Below are 16,928 nucleotides of genomic sequence, written 5' to 3'. Positions count from 1 at the left end.
TCACGGCTTAAACGGAGCGGTCGCCCTCGATCCTGACACGCATGATGGTCTGGCGGCTGGTGTCAAATTTTCTGGCGAGTGCGGAAACGCTCATCCCGCCCGCCAAATCCGAGAGAACATCCAATTTCTGCTTCTCATTGAGCCGAGCGGGACGGCCGAGGGTCTTGCCTTCCGACTTGGCTCGTTTGAGGCCCGACTGCGTGCGTTCGATCAGCAGATCACGCTCGAACTGAGCGACGGCATTGATGACGCTCATCGTCATCTTCCCGGCGGAACTCGCCAGATCGACGCCGCCGAGGGCCAGACAATGGACCCGCACGCCCAGCTCCTCCAGTTTCCTGACCGTCGTACTGACATCGATCGCATCTCGGCCGAGCCGATCGAGCTTGGTGACGATGAGCACGTCCCCGGCTTCGAGTTTATCCATCAGTCGCGAGAAACCCCGGCGCTGCGCAATGGCGACGCTGCCCGAGATGGTCTCGGTGACTATACGGCGTGGCTCGACGTGGAAGCCGGCCGCTTCGATTTCCTGAATCTGGTTTTCGGTGGTCTGTCCGGTCGTGGAGACACGGACATAGGCAAAGGTGCGTGGCATAAGGTTCAATTTCGTCCGAATAGGTTGTCCGAAAGGTGATGCCTGCCCACAAATAAGTCAAGATAATTTATGGACAGGGTGATTTAGGCCTGTACGCAAACGACCGTTTCCGGACATGCCCGGAACCATCGACGCAAGTTTGTATGGAGTAAAAAATGGCGCGGCGGAAGTTTCTCAAAATTCAGGATCAACAGGAGCTGTTCGGCGTACCGACCGATGAGGATAGTCTGATCCGTCACTACACTCTATCTCCATCGGACCGGCTGGAGATCGAAGTCCGCAGGCGAAAACATAACCAGCTCGGCTTTGCTGTCCAGCTTTGCATGATGCGGCATCCGGGCCGGGCTCTCATGGTGCACGAAATTCCGCCGAGGGCGATGCTCAATTATATAGCCGAACAATTGGATGCTGATCCGGAGAGTTTCCGTTCCTATGCCAGGCGGGAGGAAACTCGCCGCGAGCATATCGCGCATTTGCTTTCCTATTTTGGAAAACGAACAGCAACAGCACAGGACCGGCGCGCCGCCTTACTATCCGCCGTCGAAACGGCGACCGCAACGGACAAGGGCCATTCTATTGCCCAAGCTATTGTCACCACGCTGCGGGAGCGGAAGGTGTTACTTCCCGCACCTGACACAATAGAGCGGATCGGCTTTGCCGGCCGCGTAATAGCCCGCCGTCGCGCCGAGGCTGCCCTGATATCGGGCCTTTCAGCCGAAAAGCTCCAATCCCTCGATGATCTTTTGACGGTTGATCCCGAGATACGACAGACGCGATTCCATTGGCTGCGATCTGCGCCAGATGCTCCGGGAGCAACCAACCTGGTCACGCTGACCGACAGGATCGCTTTCATCCGCGCGCTCGATATCGATCCCCGACTACAAGCCCGCATCCACTCCGGTCGCTGGGAGCAGATGGTCCGGGAGGGCGATGTGACACCGGCATGGCTTGCCGCCGACTTCAACGCCAGTCGGCGGCGCGCGACGATCATCGCGCAGATCATCAAGCTTGGGCAAAAGCTCACCGACGCCGCAGTCACCATGTTCATCAAGCTGATCGGCAGGCTGTTTTCGCAGGCGAATAACCGCAAGAAGCAGCGCCATGTGAACACCCGGATGGAGACGGCTAAGGCACTACGGCTGTTTCTCGACACGATATCGGCTCTTCAGTGCGCCAATGACAATGATGAAGATGCAATTGAAACGCTCGACCGCCACGTCGGCTGGCATCGCTTGGTGCAGGCAAAGCCGACGCTTGCGGCGATGGTGGAAGACAATGACGCCTCACCCTTGCTTATTGCAGCTGAGCAATATGCCAATGTTCGCAATTATGCAGGCCGGTTCCTCCTGACCTTCACATTCCATTCAAGTCGTCGGTATGATCCTTTGCTGGCAGCGATCGAAACACTCAGATCCCTTTACGCGGAAGGAAGGCGCGTGCTTCCCGAACGTGTCCCGATCGCTCATCTCGGCGCGGCGGAGCGTAAACTGATCTTCGGGCAGGCAAAGGCCGATCGCCGTCTCTATGAGATTGCAACACTGGCAGCGTTGCGCGAGCGGCTTCGTTCGGCCGACATCTGGGTCGAAGGCAGCAGGGCGTTCCGGCCGATAAATGAAAATTTCATGCCCCGCCCTACTTTTACCAAGCTGAAGGAAACTGACCAGCTTGGGCTCGGTGTGCAGCGCGACGGGGTGGCTTGGCTCACCGAAATGCAACAATTGCTGGACTTCAATCTGAAACGTCTCGCCCATCGCGCCCGCAACGGCAAACTTGAAGGCGTCCGTCTCGATGCCGGAACCCTGATTGTAACACCGCTGGCGAGCGAAGTGCCCGCTGCAGCCGATGAACTAAATATCGAACTCAGCGAAATGTATCCGCTTGTCGAAGTGCCGGATCTCTTAAGAGACGTGCATGAGTGGACCGGCTTTGCCGACCAGTTCACCCATGTTCGAACGGGCGATTCACCGCAAAACATTCCGGCCATGCTCGCCGGCACGCTCGCGGACGCCACCAATCTTGGCCCGAAACGTATGGCCGGAGCCTCCAAGGGGATCAGCGCCCATCAGATCGGATGGATGCGCATGTTCCATGCCCGCACGGAAACCTATCGCGCAGCGCAGGCATGTGTGACCGACGCCCATGCGCGTCATCCCCACGCCCAGCTCTGGGGAACAGGGACGACCGCATCATCTGATGGTCAGTTCTTCCGGGCCAGTGATCGTGCCGCCAAACGCGGTGATATCAACCTGCATTATGGCAGCGAGCCAGGCTCGAAATTTTACAGCCACCTTTCCGATCAGTACGGCTATTTCAGCATTCTGCCGATCAGCCCGACCGAGAGCGAGGCAGCCTATGTTCTCGACGGCCTGTTCGACCACGACACCATCCTGGAGATCGAGGAGCACTTTACCGATACCGGAGGTGCGAGCGATCATGTATTTGCCCTCTTCACTCTGATCGGAAAGCGTTTTGCGCCTCGGCTGCGCAATCTCAAGGACCGGAAGTTCCATACTTTCGAAAAGGCCGACTCATATCCAGCACTGGCCAACCATATCGGCGCGCCGATCAATACCGCCCTCATTCTGGAACACTGGGATGACCTTCTCCATCTGGCGGCATCAATCACGACACGCTCTGTTGCGCCCTCAATGATCCTCAAAAAGCTGGCGGCATCCTCGAAACCGAGCCAGTTGGCGAAAGCCCTGCGTGAGCTCGGGCGCATCGAGCGATCCCTGTTTATGATCGAATGGTATTCCAACCCGGCACTTCGCCGGCGATGTCAAGCCGGTCTTAACAAAGGAGAATCCGCCCACAAGCTCAAGCGGGCCGTTTTCTTCCATGAGCGCGGCGAAATCCGCGACCGATCGTTCGAAAGTCAGGCATTCCGTGCCTCGGGCCTCAACCTTGTCGTCAGCGCCATCGTCCACTGGAATACCGTTTATCTCAGCCGTGCCGTAGCCCATCTGCGTCAAAGTGGTCGAACTATCCCCGACATATTGCTCAAGCATGTCTCGCCACTCAGCTGGGAGCACATAAATCTCACCGGCATCTATTCCTGGGACACCGAGCAGCAGATGCCCGAAGGCTTCAGGCCATTGCGACTTCCTGGAAGAATCCTCCGCGCTGCATGACGTTCCCGCTCCGTTCGGTCTTAGCGTACGATTTCGAGCAGCTCTTGTTCTGACCCCGATAAGGGACCATAAGTGGAAAATTCCAGTTCTGGATGGCCTAATTTAACGGGAGCACGTCACGGTGACGTGTCCCTATTAAAATGGTCCGGATTTAATGTTATTTTTCCAGCGGATTTTCCTGATTTGAGAAGGAGAATTTGCCATGACGAAGAGACGGTATTCGATTGAGCAGTTCGATCACAGACCATTCTGCATCTGTCCAGCCGGTTGCATAGCGTGTACTGCGTCGTTCATATTGCTGGCGAGCGATTAAAGTCGAGGTCATCCGGCCCGCGCCCACATATCGAACTGAGGCGTTATTCGCAATTTCGACACCAGGCTCGAAGGGCTGATTGCAGGTGTCGAGTTCACCTTTGACCTTTACATAGGCTTTGGCGAGGTTCTATTTGCGTGTGAACTGACGCTACCGGAGCTGGAAGCGCTCAAGCAGTCGGGGACTGAAATGTAAAACCCAGCGGTGGACAGTTGAATGATCCCGGCCGACACGCGTTCCGTAATCATTTCCCTAAAATTGTGTAGGCTCAGATTGTAATATTTATGCTCATTAATCAGGACCGATGCGCCCAATCTTGCACTCTGATTGAAATAATTCCAAAATGAGCAAAGCGGAGCCGAAGCTCCGCTTTCTAATTCGTAAACCAACCTTTCGGTCACTTTTCTACACGCTATCAATGAATTCAGATATCGTATTGTTTTCTCGCGATATCGCCCAAACCAGCTGCATCCAAATTCTTCAAAGGTGCCAAAAAGGTGACCTGAATGACACCAGGATCGCGCCCGATCTCAATTGCACCATTAACGGTCGCACGGTTGCGAACCTCGCCGACCGTCATGCCAAGTAGTTTTGCCGCTCTTTCGAGGCCATTCACGATGGCAGCATTCATATTGGGCGCTGTTCCGATTACTGAAATCGGCGCAACTTCTTCAGTCTGCTCGACGCCCCATTGCTCGGCTAACTTTGCTGCTTTCAGTTTTTCATCCGCAGTAAACGGTCGTGCTAGCGGTGGGAGGTCTTCCAGTAAAGGAAACAACACAGGCCCATCATTGTTGTATTTTTTGAGAATTTCGACTTGAAGCGTCACGCTTCCTGCAACGTCCATGGTATGGCCAGCAATTTCCCCATCCCCCTGAGAGGCGTGCATGTCTCCCATGTAGACGCCCGCACCTTTAACCTTCACGGGGCACACCAGGACTGCACCAGCACGAACCGCATCGATGTCCATATGACCATCTGTCTTATGTTCAAGTAACTGCTCTGACGTCAGTGCATAGCTGTGAGGAGCGCCAACAAGGAAGGCACCAAAATCTCCGGCGTTGTGTGAATCAGGCATCGCAATGGACGGCGTAGTGCCGAGCTGCCCTAAGAATGGCCGCATACGAACGATGGCGCCAACAAGATCGGCCGGCGCGTAGTTGAGGATGGAATGCTGCACGGAGTTGTCTGGTAGTGACGCATAATGGTCTGCATTCTGCGCAATCTTTTGTGCTGCCTGCTGCGGGAGCGTGAGGCCAACCGACTGTGTGTCATCAAAAACGACCGTGTAACCATGCTCCATCGTAAAGGGCTTGATAGCTCCTCCGCATTTGTTGCATTTCACGGAATCTTGGCCAATGCCTTCGATGTGTGTTTCAGGCCAAACTTCATCGCAAGTGGGGCATCGTGCTGCCACGAATGGATCACCGAGACAAAATTGGTTCGACACGGTGTCATGGCCAGACGCAGTTGCAAGAGATGTCACGGAGATATCTCGAATGCGAATGACTACGCCATCTCCTACTTCTGCTCCATCAATGAAAACCGGCTTGGTAACTTCATGCCCGCCGCGCAATCTGGGCGTTATCATTGGGCCCCAGCAGCCCGGCGCGGTATTCGCTATGATTGTGCCGCCATTCTGCAATGGTCCAAGCATTGGCTCTTTTGGATCGAGTACGCTGTTTGTGAAGCCATCAACCACGATGCTTGAACTGCCCCCCATTTCGACCGGACAGTCGGCATAAGCAGAAAGGCTCAAGCACAGGCTTGAGGACAGGCTTATGTCTAACGAGTATCGACACGTTGAATTGTTGACGGGTGATGTTCGCCGCAGGCGGTGGACAACCGAGCAAAAGCTGACGATCATTGAGCAGAGTTTTGAACCAGGCGAGACGGTATCTTCGACCGCTCGCCGCCATGGCGTTGCGCCCAATCTGCTTTACCGATGGCGCAGGCTCTTGAGCGAGGGAGGTGCTGCAGCCGTGGATTCTGACGAGCCGGTTGTCGGCAATTCGGAAGTGAAGAAGTTGGAAGATCGCGTTCGCGAGCTGGAGCGCATGCTCGGCCGCAAGACGATGGAGGTCGAAATCCTCCGCGAAGCTCTTTCCAAAGCGGACTTAAAAAAACGGATATCGCGGCCGATCTTGTTGCCGAAGGACGGTTCGCGATGAAGGCTGTCGCCGAAACTTTGGGCGTCTCCCGTTCCAACCTCATCGAGCGGTTGAAAGGCAGATCAAAGCCGCGCGGGTCCTATCATAAGGCCGAGGATGCGGAGCTCCTGCCCGTCATCCGCAGGCTGGTGGACCAGAGGCCGACCTATGGCTATCGGCGGATCGCCGCGCTCCTCAATCGCGAGAGGCGAGCCGCCGATAAGCCTGTCGTCAACGCCAAACGGGTCCATCGCATCATGGGCAACCACGCCATGCTGCTGGAGAAGCATACCGCCGTTCGCAAGGGCCGCATCCATGACGGCAAGGTCATGGTTATGCGATCCAACCTGCGCTGGTGCTCGGACGGTCTGGAGTTCACCTGCTGGAATGGCGAGGTCATTCGTCTCGCTTTCATCATCGATGCGTTCGACCGGGAGATCATTGCCTGGACGGCAGTTGCCAATGCGGGCATCTCCGGCTCGGACGTGCGCGATATGATGCTGGAGGCGGTCGAGAAACGCTTCCAGGCAACACGAGCCCCGCATGCTATCGAGCATCTCTCTGACAACGGCTCGGCTTATACCGCGCGGGACACGAGGCTGTTTGCTCAAGCCCTCAATCTGACGCCCTGCTTCACGCCGGTGGCCAGCCCGCAGTCGAATGGAATGTCCGAGGCATTCGTTAAAACCCTGAAGCGGGATTACATCCGCATCGCAGCACTACCGGACGCACAAACAGCGCTCCCGCTCATCGACGGATGGATCGAGGACTATAATGAAATCCATCCACATTCCGCGCTCAAGATGGCTTCCCCTCGGCAGTTCATCAGGGCTAAATCAAATTAGCCGACGTGTCCGGTGAAACGGGGTGCACTCCAATGCTGCGCCGTGCACCTGAAAAGTTACCGTCCGCCATAATAGCCCTCCTATCAGCTTTTCATGTACTCTAGCCGCGAGACGCATTTTTGCGAACTCATTTTTTGCGGCTTTAGGACGCAACTGCCCTTACAAACGTCGTCGTCCTTGGTATTGGGGGCGTTGGTGCATCAATCGCCGGTGAGTTTCAGAGTTTTTATAGCATTGGCTTTTAATGTTTTGGTTCGTTGAGAATTTGGATCAAGCCAATGCCTTTCAAGCACGATTCCGCCCGTCGTCACCGGATACCCAAGCAGAAGTTCAAGGTCACGAACTGGGCGGAGTACGAAGCAGGCTTGCGTCAGCGCGGGAGTGTTACTTTCTGGATCAGTGAAGCAGCTATAGCCGGATGGATTGCACCACTGCGCAAGACGCGCGGTGGTCAATGTCGCTATTCTGACCTGGCTATTGAGACGACGCTGATATGTGGCAAAGTGTTTAACCAGCCTCTGCGTCAGACAGAAGGCTTAATGGCCTCGTTGTTGCGGCTACTCAATGTTGAACTGCCGGTGCCAGATCACACAACATTCAGCAGACGCTGCGCCAATCTTGTTGTTTCCAGCTTAACCCGGTGCACCAGGAGGGATGGAACAGATGAACCTCTTCATGTGATCGTCGATAGCACTGGTATGAAGATATATGAAGCTGGCCAATGGCTTGAAGAAAAGCATGGCGCTAAATCTGCCCGAAAATGGCTCAAGCTGCATCTTGCTATTGATGCAGATAGCAATCAGGTCATTGCAGAAACACTGACTGATCAAAATACAAGTGACCTCAGCCAGGTTCCTGATTTGCTTGATATGATTGATCGCCCCATCGCTTGTTTCATGGCAGATGGTGCTTATGACAGTGATCAAACCTATCAAGCTTTACGCAGTCATAGTCCCGGTGTGAGCATTATCATTCCGCCACGAATACGAGACTTACAAGAAGCGTCATATGGCCCACCTGATCAGCGTGACTGCCATAGCCGCACAAATGCTCAACGCGGTCGGATGGAGTGGCAAAATCTTACCGAGTATGGGAAGCGAGCGAGAGTAGAAAACGCCATAGGCAATTATAAATCAACAAACGGGCCAAAGCGAAGATCACGCAAATTCACCAACCAGAAGACTGAAGTTAAACTTGGATGCGGCGTCCGTAACCGCATGCTGCAGACACCACGCCCGAAATCCGTCCGCGTCAAAGTTGAAACCACATAAGCCAGCATCAAAGATCGGAATCCGCCACCAATTCGTTTCACGCAACAACGCCTCTCGGGAGCAGGAACGAGAACGTTTATGCCTTCGCGGAAAAGAAGCACTGTGCGGATAGGCTCGTAGATCAGGTAATCAAGGAACCGCAGATTCTCCGCCGACGCGCCGCCGAGGGCGGGCATGGGCGATGGCTTGCCAGTGTATTCTTCTGATCCCCGATTTCCGGTCAGGAACTCCACCCGATAGCCTTTGGCGTTCATGAAGGCGACAACCTTGGCGTTATCGGCTTGGTGCGGAATCGCTCGGAATACGCCTTTAACTCCGAAGCGATGACAGCTTATCGGCTGTCATCGCTTCGAGAGCCGATCTTACATCTTTGCTCTGGGCCGAACTCGGACCACATAGCCAGAGGTCCAGATGTCCGCTATTGCCATTCGGACTCCAACATTGGACAGTCTGCGCGCGGCCCCATTTGCCGCCGTTCAAGTTCCCAGGAATAAAATCCTGATGACCCATCAGGTACCAGCTTCTGGAGTAATCAACACTCTCGCCTTTAATCGGAATGATTAGATTCATTCCAGGTTTGCGTTTTTAGTCGTTTTTGGAGCGCGGCGAGAATGCACTATCATCAATCAGTTAGCTTCATGATAGGAGTCGAGCGGATTAATTTCCAACATACATTAAACTCGCCGCGCTTGGGCTTCATCCCGTCCGTTTAGCCGGAGATTACTTTAACTTCCGTAAAGTCTTCCAACCCCCATTTCCCGCCTTCACGGCCGTTGCCGGATTGTTTGTACCCGCCGAACGGGCTCCCGGGACCAAGCGATGAGCCGTTGATCTGCACCATGCCGGCGCGGAGCTTCCGCCCAAGGCGTTTGGCGCGTTCAACTGATCCGGTCTGGACATAAGCGGCTAAACCATAAGGTGTATCATTCGCGATAGCGATCGCATCCTGTTCATCGTCAAATGGAATGATGACCAACACCGGACCAAATATCTCTTCGCGCGCAATCGTCATATCGTTCCGTACATCCGCAAATACGGTCGGGCGGACGAAGTTGCCAGCGTTAAATCCATTCGGATGACCGAGGCCACCTGCAACCAGACGTGCACCTTCATCAATGCCCGCTTGGATGAGACCTTGAACTTTGTCAAAATGTGCTTTCGATGATAGCGGCCCGATATGATCTCCTTCTAGAGCTGGGTCACCGACCCGCATCTGATCGGTGGCACGGGCGGCGAGCTGCACGACTTGATCGTAAACCGAATTTTCGACCAGCAACCGGGTGGGGGCATTGCAGGATTGACCGGTATTGTTGAAGCATTCCGCAATGGCGCGCCCTACCGCGCTTTCAATGTCGCTATCCGCGAAAATCAAATTGGGGGATTTGCCCCCGAGTTCAAGTGAGACACGTTTGACTGTATCTGCCGCGCCGCGCGTGACGGCCGTTCCCGCACGGGTCGAGCCGGTGAATGACATCATGTCGATGTCTGCGTGGCGCGACATGGCTTCGCCTACGACCAAACCTTCGCCGTTGACAAGGTTGAATACGCCTTTTGGAAGCCCTGCTTCATGGAGATTTTCGGCAAAGAGCATCGCAGACATCGGTGCTATTTCGGAGGGTTTCAAAACTACCGTGCATCCGACCGCGATCGCTGGAATAACTTTCAAAGCGATCTGGTTCATCGGCCAATTCCATGGGGTAATCAGACCGCAGACGCCGATTGGTTCACGCACGATGATCTCGCCGGAGTTATCTGTTCGTCTTTCCTCGAATTCGAAGTTTTCCAGCGCCTGGATGAAAGCGTTGAGGTGATACAAGCCTACAGCGGCCTGTTGATCGCGGGCCATGGTGATAGGCGCACCCATTTCAAGCGAAATGGTTTTGGCCATATCTTCGAGACGCGCCTCATAAATTTCTGCGATTTTGCGCAAGAAGCGGGCGCGCTCCGCAACCGGGGTTTCGCTCCAGGAAGAGAATGCCCTACGGGCGGCTGCGACCGCTCGATCAACATCCTGAGCGGAGCCTGCTGAAATGGTTGCATAAGGCTGTTCATTGGCGGGGTTGATGACAGCAATGGTGTCGGTTCCGAAAGGTTCGACCCAAGCGCCATCGATATAAAGGTCAGTCTTTACGATGCAATTGGTATTCTGGTCGGATTGGAGCACGATATTTTCCTCTCTGGTAATTGCTTGGTTTTGCAGTGTGACGTGGAATACAACGGTTTCCGTCGGGCGCGATCTCGTTTCAGTATCCGAGAAATTGCACCGGTTGCTTGCTCGGGAAGTTGCGGATGGCGGCCCGGAAATCCTGCGTATAAGTGGCTTCCATGAAGGCTGCCTTTTCTGCCTCAAGTTGAGCCGCCAAAGAAAGATCTGCGGCCAGCAGTTGCTTGAACAGTCCAAAGGCTCGCGTCGGGCCAGAGGCAAATTTTTGTGTCAGGGCAGAAAGCTGTTCCTGGTAACTACTATCCTCAACCACGTCGTTGACGATTCCGATTTCTCTGGCCTGACTGGCATTGAGTTTGCCACCCTTGAGCATAAGAGCAAAAGCAGCACGCGGCCCCAGCTTTTGCCGAAGATACCAGCTGCCGCCGCAGTCGGGCACCGTCGCCAGTCGATCATAAGCAAGAATGAACTCTGCTGATTGACTGCAGATGGCATAGTCTGCCGACAGAACCATGCTCAATCCGGCGCCAGCTGCGGGTCCGTGTATTGCCGCGATGACAGGCACCGGCAATTGCTGCAGGATTAACAAAGCTGGGTGCATGTGGCGCAATATGCGCTGTAAGACAAGATCAGCCCGATCAGGGTCGGCTGCAAAAGCCGCCACATCTCCACCTGCCATAAACGCTTTGCCCGCGCCTTCGAGAACGACGCAACGTATGCCCTTGTCCGATGCTATGGCTTGCACGGCCTCATGAAAGGCCGCTGCCATCGCCTCATCGAGAGCGTTGTATTTTTCCGGGCGGTTGAATGTGATTGTGCTGACGCCGGTTTCTTTATTCCGGTCGACAAGGATTGGGGTCGTCATTTGTGGGTCCCTTGATACAGTTCTGCGAATTCGGTTGCGGATCGATGCGGCTGGTTTTGATGGTCAATGTGACGCTGCCCAGAATGATGAGCGTGCCGAGAATGGCATTGAGACTCGGATGAATGCCCCAGAACAGCCAGGTGACCGTAATCGACCAGATCAGCCCCGAATAACCGAAGGGGGCGAGGAGGGCAGGTGATGTCGTGCGGTAGGCAATGGCGCTTAAACCTATGCCCATGCTGGAGAATGCCGCCGCAGCCCCAAACTGGGCAAGGTGTGGGACTTGCAGTCCACGCCAATGCTCAATGGCGAACGGGGCGACAAAGAGCGCCGAAAAGAACGCGCCGAAAAACGAGATCGTCCACAGGTTGTCTTCGGACGGAATCCAACGCGAACTGATCGCATTGATGGCGTAAAACACGCTCGATGTACCAGCCAGCCCCATAGCGTAATTGAAGTTGGATGCCCGTGGATTGATCGCCACAACCACGCCAAGGAAACAGAAACAGATCGACAGCCATGTGCGAAAGCAGACATTCTCCTTGAGCAGAAAACGGGACATCGCGGTGATAATAACGGGTGTCATAAAGAGAATGACTGTAGCCTCAGCCACAGTCAGAGTTTTCAGGGAAGCGATGTATAAATAGGCGGCGATCAAGCCAAAAGCCCCCCGCAGCGCATGGAGCCCAATTCTGGCCGACCATATCTTGCTTCGCCCGGTTGTGCGCACATGAAACAGGTAAAGAATCGGCAAGGCCATCAGGCTGCGGATCAAAATGATTGATGACACATCATAGTCGCTGATGAGAAACTTGGTCGTCGTATCATTCAGGGTAAAAGCAAGACTGCTTGTGCAAAGAAGGGCAGCGCCAAGGAAACGCAGTGGGATCATGCAGCCCCCTCAAGGTCGGTCGCGACCTGAAGATAATCACAAGGACAGTGCTTACGGTGGGGAAGGTTTATCGCAGTCGTTACATCATACATGTGGACGCGCCATGACCGCGACAGGTTGCCGCTCTGGAGACCACGCCCGAACTATCAGCCCTGCTGTCGGTGACACGGGATCCGGGGTCCCTGCGCGCTGCTCCGGGGGTGGTGAATTCGAGGATATTGAGCTGTGATTTAGACTACGCCCTTGATATGTCGTGATCTTTCGCGGTTTCATGATGTTCCCCCTCCATTTGGCCCTCTTTATGGGGCTCCGACGAAAATCATCGTTTTATATCTGCATGTTAATAAAAAGTTGGACGTTCAGCAAATTTTTTGTTTGACTTCATCTGCGGCGAGTTTCAGTATTTAATCATCAGGTTTGATTGCAGCAGGGAGTGGGGCGTGAAGACCCGAGTAACCGAGCTATTGAAAATAAAATACCCGATCATTCAGGGCGGAATGCAATGGGTTGGTCGTGCCGAACTTGCATCAGCTGTATCGAATGCGGGCGGCCTTGGAATCTTGACAGCACTGACGCAGCCTAGTCCCAAAGCGCTGTGCGAAGAGATCGCTCGCTGCCGGCAGATGACCGACAAACCATTTGGGGTCAATCTCACGATACTCCCCACGACAGCGCCTCCACCTTATGAAGAATATCTTGATGCGGCGCTGCAGTCGGGTATGAAAGTGATAGAGACGGCGGGACGCAGTCCAAAAGAGTTCATCGAGAAAATAAAGACGGCTGGTGCGGTTGTCGTTCACAAGTGTACGGCTGTACGTCATGCGCTGTCAGCGGAACGGGCTGGTGTCGACGCCATTTCCATCGATGGATTTGAAGCGGCGGGGCATCCGGGTGAGGATGATGTTGGCGGTTTGGTCCTTTTTGCCGCTGCAGCGGCGCAGGTCAAAATTCCATTGATCGCCTCGGGCGGCATCGGCACCGGCGAAGGCATGGCAGCAGCTTTCATGCTCGGTGCCGAAGGCGTGAACATGGGGACGCGCTTTTGTGCCACCAAAGAAGCTCCCATTCATGAGAACATCAAACAGGCGCTGGTCAATGCCGGTGAGCGCGACACCAATTTGATCTTTCGAACTTTCAGAAACACTGGGCGCGTTTTGAAGAATGCCATTTCCGATGAAGTCGTCGCTATCGAAGGTCGGCCGGGCGGTGCGAAGTTTACAGACGTTCGACCGCTGGTTTCCGGAGAGCGAGGTCGCCACGCGCTGACAACTGGCGAACTGGATAGCGGTCTGGTCTGGGCAAGTCAGACGCTTGGGTTGATCAAGGATATTCCGAGCTGTCAGGAGCTTATCGAGCGTATTGTCAGTGATTGCCGCCTTGCCATGACAAGGGGGTTACACACATTTTCCAACTGACTTTTGTCAGCGGAATGCCGAATAAGGTGCTTTGGAGGAAGTACCTTTGCCGGTTGTTGCATGCAAAAAAACGCGGCTAGTGAGCCGCATAGGGAGGAGGAACAATGAAAAAGACATTCATACTGGGTGCAGTGCTTGCCATGGCTGCCGGTTCGGCTGTGGCTGAAGAAAAGGTCAGTTATGCGTCCTATGGCGGCGCCTATCAGGAAGGCGTGCGAAAGGCCATTCTTGACCACTTGCCCCAAGACCATGGCATGACCGTTGTCGATTATGTACTGGCTGGTGGTATCCGCGATATCCGTACCAAGGTGCGTGCAAATGCGGTCGATATCGATGTGGCCGAACTCTATGGTGGTCTGTGTGACCTGGCCGGTAAAGAAGAGCTTCTGGTTCCGCTCGATTATTCAAAAATTCCCAATGCCGCTGGAATCCCGGAACACCTGCGCTCAAAATATTGGGTAGGGTTCACCGCCTATACGTCGGTCCTTGCCTATAACAAAAACGTTTATGGTGACAAAGGGCCACAAAACTGGGCCGATTTCTTCGATACGGAAAAGTTCCCCGGCAGCCGCGCTATCTCGGGTAATTCGCCAGCGACAAATATGGAAATTGCCCTGATGGCCGATGGCGTGGCCAAGGACAAGATTTATCCCATTGACATGGAGAGGGCGATGGCCAAATGGTCCACGCTGAAACCGAATATCAGTGTTCAGTGGGCCACGGGCGCGCAGGCCACCCAGCTCGCAACGTCCGAAGAGGTCGATATGTTATCGATCTGGGCAGCCCGTATAGATGCCGCCATCAAGGAAGGCGCACCATATACCTATAAGCTTGATGACGCGGTGATGGATGTGGAATGCCTGGTCATTCCCAAAAATTCACCCAATCCGGAAGGTGCAATGCGCCTGGTCAACCATCTGCTCGATCCAAAATATCAGGCGAACCTGCCAAATTATATCGCCTATGGGCCTATGAACCAGGATGCCTTCAAACAAGGGCTTGTACCCGCCGACAAGGCGGCGAGCATTGTCACGAGCACTGAGAATCTCAAGAAGCAGCTCATCACCAACATGCCGTACTGGGCCGAAAATCACGAAAAGGCGCAGACCATGTGGGACAAGGCTATGATGCAATAGCTGGTTCTGGAAGGTTGGAGGCTGTGGCCTCCAACCCGGGAATTTTCTTCATGGAGCCCAAGATTACAATCTGTAGCTGACAATGCTGCGGTGTCCTGTTGTGCGCTGATGGAAAGCAGAGATGAAACACTCCTCGACGACGGCTTTGCCGGTTACGATCCAATCACTGTCCAAACATTACGGTACGGTTCGGGCGGTTGACGACGTATCGCTGGCGATTAAAGCCGGTGAATTTCTCACATTGCTCGGCCCTTCCGGGTCAGGAAAAACAAGCCTTCTGATGATGATTGCGGGCTTTTCCCGTCCGACGGATGGTTCGATCAAGATTGGCACACAGGAAATCGTGCATCTTCCGCCCCATAAGCGCAATATCGGCATGGTTTTTCAGAACTATGCCTTGTTCCCGCATATGTCGGTATTCGAGAATGTCGCTTATCCGCTGCGTTTGCGTAAGATAGGTCGTGCCGAAATCGAGGAACGGGTCAAGAAAGTACTCGATCTGGTGCAACTCGGTGGCTATGGCGAGCGTAAGATCACCGAACTGTCTGGAGGACAACGCCAGCGTATAGCGCTGGCGCGTGCCATCGTGTTCGAGCCGCGCATTCTGCTGATGGATGAACCGTTGTCCGCGCTCGACAAGCAACTGCGGGAAACGATGCAGATCGAAATCCGCAAACTGCATGACCGGCTGGACATGACGACCATTTCTGTCACGCATGATCAGCGTGAAGCGCTCACAATGTCGGACCGGATTGCCGTATTCTCGAAGGGCAAACTGGCCCAGATCGCGTCGCCGACCGATCTTTATGAACACCCGGAAAGCCGATTTGTTGCTGAATTTATTGGTGAAACCAGTTTTCTGCCGCTCCGGCGCACTAACGCAGGTGTCAGCTATGGCGACCAGGGCGTGAATTTGTCGGATGGTGTTGGCGAACTGCACGACGACATGTTGCTGAGCATGCGCCCCGAGCGTCTGCGCTTTGCCACAGACGAAGCGGCGGCGCGAGCATCGGGAGCAAACCTGTTTTCCGGTCAGGTCGTCACGGCCATCTACCAGGGTGAATGCCTGCTTTTCGAGGTCATGCTGGATGGCGGCCATAAGGTATTCACACGCATTGCCAACCGCTCGGAAAATCTGCGGGCAGTGCCAAAGGTTGGTGAACGCGTGGCGCTGCGTCTGGAACGGGCGGACGCGCGGCTTGTACGCGCGGAGGCTTGATGATGACAAAAGCTGTTGTCTCATTTCCTGTTGCAGCCCCCAAGTCGGTGACGCAAGCCGAACTGGATGAGAACCGTCGTGCACTGAGCCTCGAACAAAAATACGAAAGCTGGTCGATGGTGCGCCTCACCATCCCTGCACTCGCTATTGTTTGTATCTTGATGGTGGCACCGCTGTTGTGGTTGCTGTCGATGTCTTTTGTCGACGTCAATGGAGAATACGGCCTCGGTAATTTCCGACTGTTCTTTTCGGAAGCTGTCTACATCGAGATGTTTCTCAATACTTTCAAGATTGCGCTCATCGTCACCGTTATCTGCCTGCTGCTCGGCTATCCGGTTGCCTATCTGATGTCGATCCTGTCGTCCAAATGGGCGGGGCTACTGATGTTGGCAGTGCTGGTGCCCTTCTGGACTTCCGGGTTGGTGCGCACCTTTTCGTGGCTGATCATTTTGCAGCGCAACGGCGTGGTCAACAAGTCATTGCAGGGCCTTGGCTTGATCAATCAGCCACTGGCACTGGTCAACAACACCACCGGCGTTGTCATCGGTATGGTGCATATCATGATCCCGTTTCTGGTGCTGCCGCTTTATGCATCGATGAAGGCCATCGACGCCAATCTGATGCGTGCTGCCGCCAATGTGGGGTCGTCGCCAACGCACGCGTTCCTGCGCATCTTCTTCCCGCTTTCGATGCCCGGATTGGTCGCTGGCGCCATAATGGTGTTCGTCATGTGCCTCGGCTTTTACATCACGCCCGCACTGCTCGGCGGTGGCAAGGTGAAGATGATTGCGCAGCGCATTGAGGAGATGATTTCGCTTTACCCGACATGGGGCCCTGCGGCTGCACTTGCTGTGTTGCTGCTGGCAATGACGGCTCTTTGCTTGTGGATCAGTCTGGTGCTGGTGCGCCGGCTGTCGTCGGATCGATAGGTG

12 protein-coding genes and 2 pseudogenes are annotated in these 16,928 nt (G+C 54.6%); 7 read left to right on the top strand and 7 right to left on the bottom strand.

The window, feature by feature from the left end; all coding sequences use genetic code 11:
* Positions 1 to 7: 7 nt before the first annotated feature.
* Entirely contained in the window at positions 8 to 595 is a 588-nt protein-coding gene (locus FG152_RS23070; protein WP_003501080.1) for a recombinase family protein, read from the bottom strand.
* A 155-nt stretch (positions 596 to 750) separates the two neighbouring features.
* On the opposite strand from FG152_RS23070, the gene FG152_RS23065 reads away from it, so the two are divergent.
* Positions 751 to 3,726 (top strand): Tn3 family transposase, encoded by a 2,976-nt coding sequence (locus FG152_RS23065; RefSeq protein WP_003501082.1) that lies wholly within the window; start codon positions 751 to 753, stop codon positions 3,724 to 3,726.
* Positions 3,727 to 4,192: 466 nt separating this feature from the next.
* Here FG152_RS23065 and FG152_RS23060 read toward each other — a convergent pair.
* Positions 4,193 to 4,317: pseudogene (locus FG152_RS23060) on the bottom strand (IS6 family transposase); the annotation flags it as partial.
* 146 nt (positions 4,318 to 4,463) lie between these two features.
* Positions 4,464 to 5,798 carry an acetamidase/formamidase family protein gene (locus FG152_RS23055; protein WP_498988640.1) on the bottom strand — a complete coding sequence of 445 codons (1,335 nt, stop codon included), beginning with the start codon at positions 5,796 to 5,798 and terminating at the stop codon, positions 4,464 to 4,466.
* 22 nt (positions 5,799 to 5,820) lie between these two features.
* Here FG152_RS23055 and FG152_RS23050 point away from each other — a divergent pair.
* A protein-coding gene (locus FG152_RS23050; protein ID WP_331665047.1) for an IS3 family transposase occupies positions 5,821 to 7,034 on the top strand; the annotation gives its coding sequence in 2 pieces (ribosomal slippage) (positions 5,821 to 6,157 and positions 6,157 to 7,034; 1,215 coding nt in all).
* Positions 7,035 to 7,312: 278 nt separating this feature from the next.
* Positions 7,313 to 8,305, top strand: coding sequence for an IS5-like element ISOcan1 family transposase (locus tag FG152_RS23045; protein ID WP_498988637.1), 993 nt, complete (start codon positions 7,313 to 7,315; stop codon positions 8,303 to 8,305).
* Between the two features lie 29 nt (positions 8,306 to 8,334).
* On the opposite strand, the pseudogene FG152_RS23040 reads toward FG152_RS23045, so the two are convergent.
* From FG152_RS23040 to FG152_RS23025, 4 genes and pseudogenes are all read right to left on the bottom strand, one after another.
* A pseudogene (locus tag FG152_RS23040) lies at positions 8,335 to 8,607 on the bottom strand (GSU2403 family nucleotidyltransferase fold protein); the annotation flags it as partial.
* 407 nt (positions 8,608 to 9,014) lie between these two features.
* Complete coding sequence (locus tag FG152_RS23035; protein ID WP_498988723.1) at positions 9,015 to 10,469, bottom strand: aldehyde dehydrogenase family protein; 1,455 nt, start codon at positions 10,467 to 10,469, stop codon at positions 9,015 to 9,017.
* 79 nt (positions 10,470 to 10,548) lie between these two features.
* Entirely contained in the window at positions 10,549 to 11,334 is a 786-nt protein-coding gene (locus FG152_RS23030; protein ID WP_498988634.1) for an enoyl-CoA hydratase/isomerase family protein, read from the bottom strand.
* A complete protein-coding gene (locus tag FG152_RS23025; protein ID WP_498988631.1) occupies positions 11,303 to 12,226 on the bottom strand; it encodes a DMT family transporter in 924 nt (307 codons plus the stop codon). Before FG152_RS23025 ends, FG152_RS23030 begins: the two co-directional genes overlap by 32 nt.
* A 440-nt stretch (positions 12,227 to 12,666) precedes the next feature.
* Here FG152_RS23025 and FG152_RS23020 point away from each other — a divergent pair, with 440 nt between their 5' ends.
* The 4 genes from FG152_RS23020 to FG152_RS23005 all read left to right on the top strand — a co-directional run bounded on the left by FG152_RS23020 (position 12,667) and on the right by FG152_RS23005 (position 16,925).
* On the top strand, positions 12,667 to 13,641 hold the full coding sequence (locus FG152_RS23020) for an NAD(P)H-dependent flavin oxidoreductase (protein WP_498988721.1): 975 nt from the start codon (positions 12,667 to 12,669) through the stop codon (positions 13,639 to 13,641).
* Between the two features lie 104 nt (positions 13,642 to 13,745).
* Positions 13,746 to 14,777 carry an ABC transporter substrate-binding protein gene (locus tag FG152_RS23015; RefSeq protein ID WP_140025937.1) on the top strand — a complete coding sequence of 344 codons (1,032 nt, stop codon included), beginning with the start codon at positions 13,746 to 13,748 and terminating at the stop codon, positions 14,775 to 14,777.
* Between the two features lie 121 nt (positions 14,778 to 14,898).
* Positions 14,899 to 15,996, top strand: a complete 1,098-nt coding sequence (locus FG152_RS23010; protein ID WP_498988628.1) for an ABC transporter ATP-binding protein — start codon at positions 14,899 to 14,901, stop codon at positions 15,994 to 15,996.
* A complete protein-coding gene (locus tag FG152_RS23005) occupies positions 15,996 to 16,925 on the top strand; it encodes an ABC transporter permease (RefSeq protein WP_498988625.1) in 930 nt (309 codons plus the stop codon). The genes FG152_RS23010 and FG152_RS23005 overlap by 1 nt, the downstream gene beginning before the upstream one ends.
* Positions 16,926 to 16,928: the final 3 nt, after the last annotated feature.

Origin of the sequence: Ochrobactrum sp. XJ1 (genome assembly GCF_024701725.1) — a bacterium.
Taxonomy (GTDB): Bacteria; Pseudomonadota; Alphaproteobacteria; order Rhizobiales; family Rhizobiaceae; genus Brucella; species Brucella anthropi.
The sequence above is the reverse complement of the archived record's forward strand: the minus strand, read 5'-3'. Positions and strand labels throughout refer to the sequence as shown.

Coding starts and splice junctions, on each gene's coding strand:
- FG152_RS23015 (WP_140025937.1), top strand. CDS start 13,746: ATGAAAAAGACATTCATACTGGGTGCAGTGCTTGCCATGGCTGCCGGT.
- FG152_RS23065 (WP_003501082.1), top strand. CDS start 751: ATGGCGCGGCGGAAGTTTCTCAAAATTCAGGATCAACAGGAGCTGTTC.
- FG152_RS23005 (WP_498988625.1), top strand. CDS start 15,996: ATGATGACAAAAGCTGTTGTCTCATTTCCTGTTGCAGCCCCCAAGTCG.
- FG152_RS23045 (WP_498988637.1), top strand. CDS start 7,313: ATGCCTTTCAAGCACGATTCCGCCCGTCGTCACCGGATACCCAAGCAG.
- FG152_RS23030 (WP_498988634.1), bottom strand. CDS start 11,334: ATGACGACCCCAATCCTTGTCGACCGGAATAAAGAAACCGGCGTCAGC.
- FG152_RS23070 (WP_003501080.1), bottom strand. CDS start 595: ATGCCACGCACCTTTGCCTATGTCCGTGTCTCCACGACCGGACAGACC.
- FG152_RS23010 (WP_498988628.1), top strand. CDS start 14,899: ATGAAACACTCCTCGACGACGGCTTTGCCGGTTACGATCCAATCACTG.
- FG152_RS23025 (WP_498988631.1), bottom strand. CDS start 12,226: ATGATCCCACTGCGTTTCCTTGGCGCTGCCCTTCTTTGCACAAGCAGT.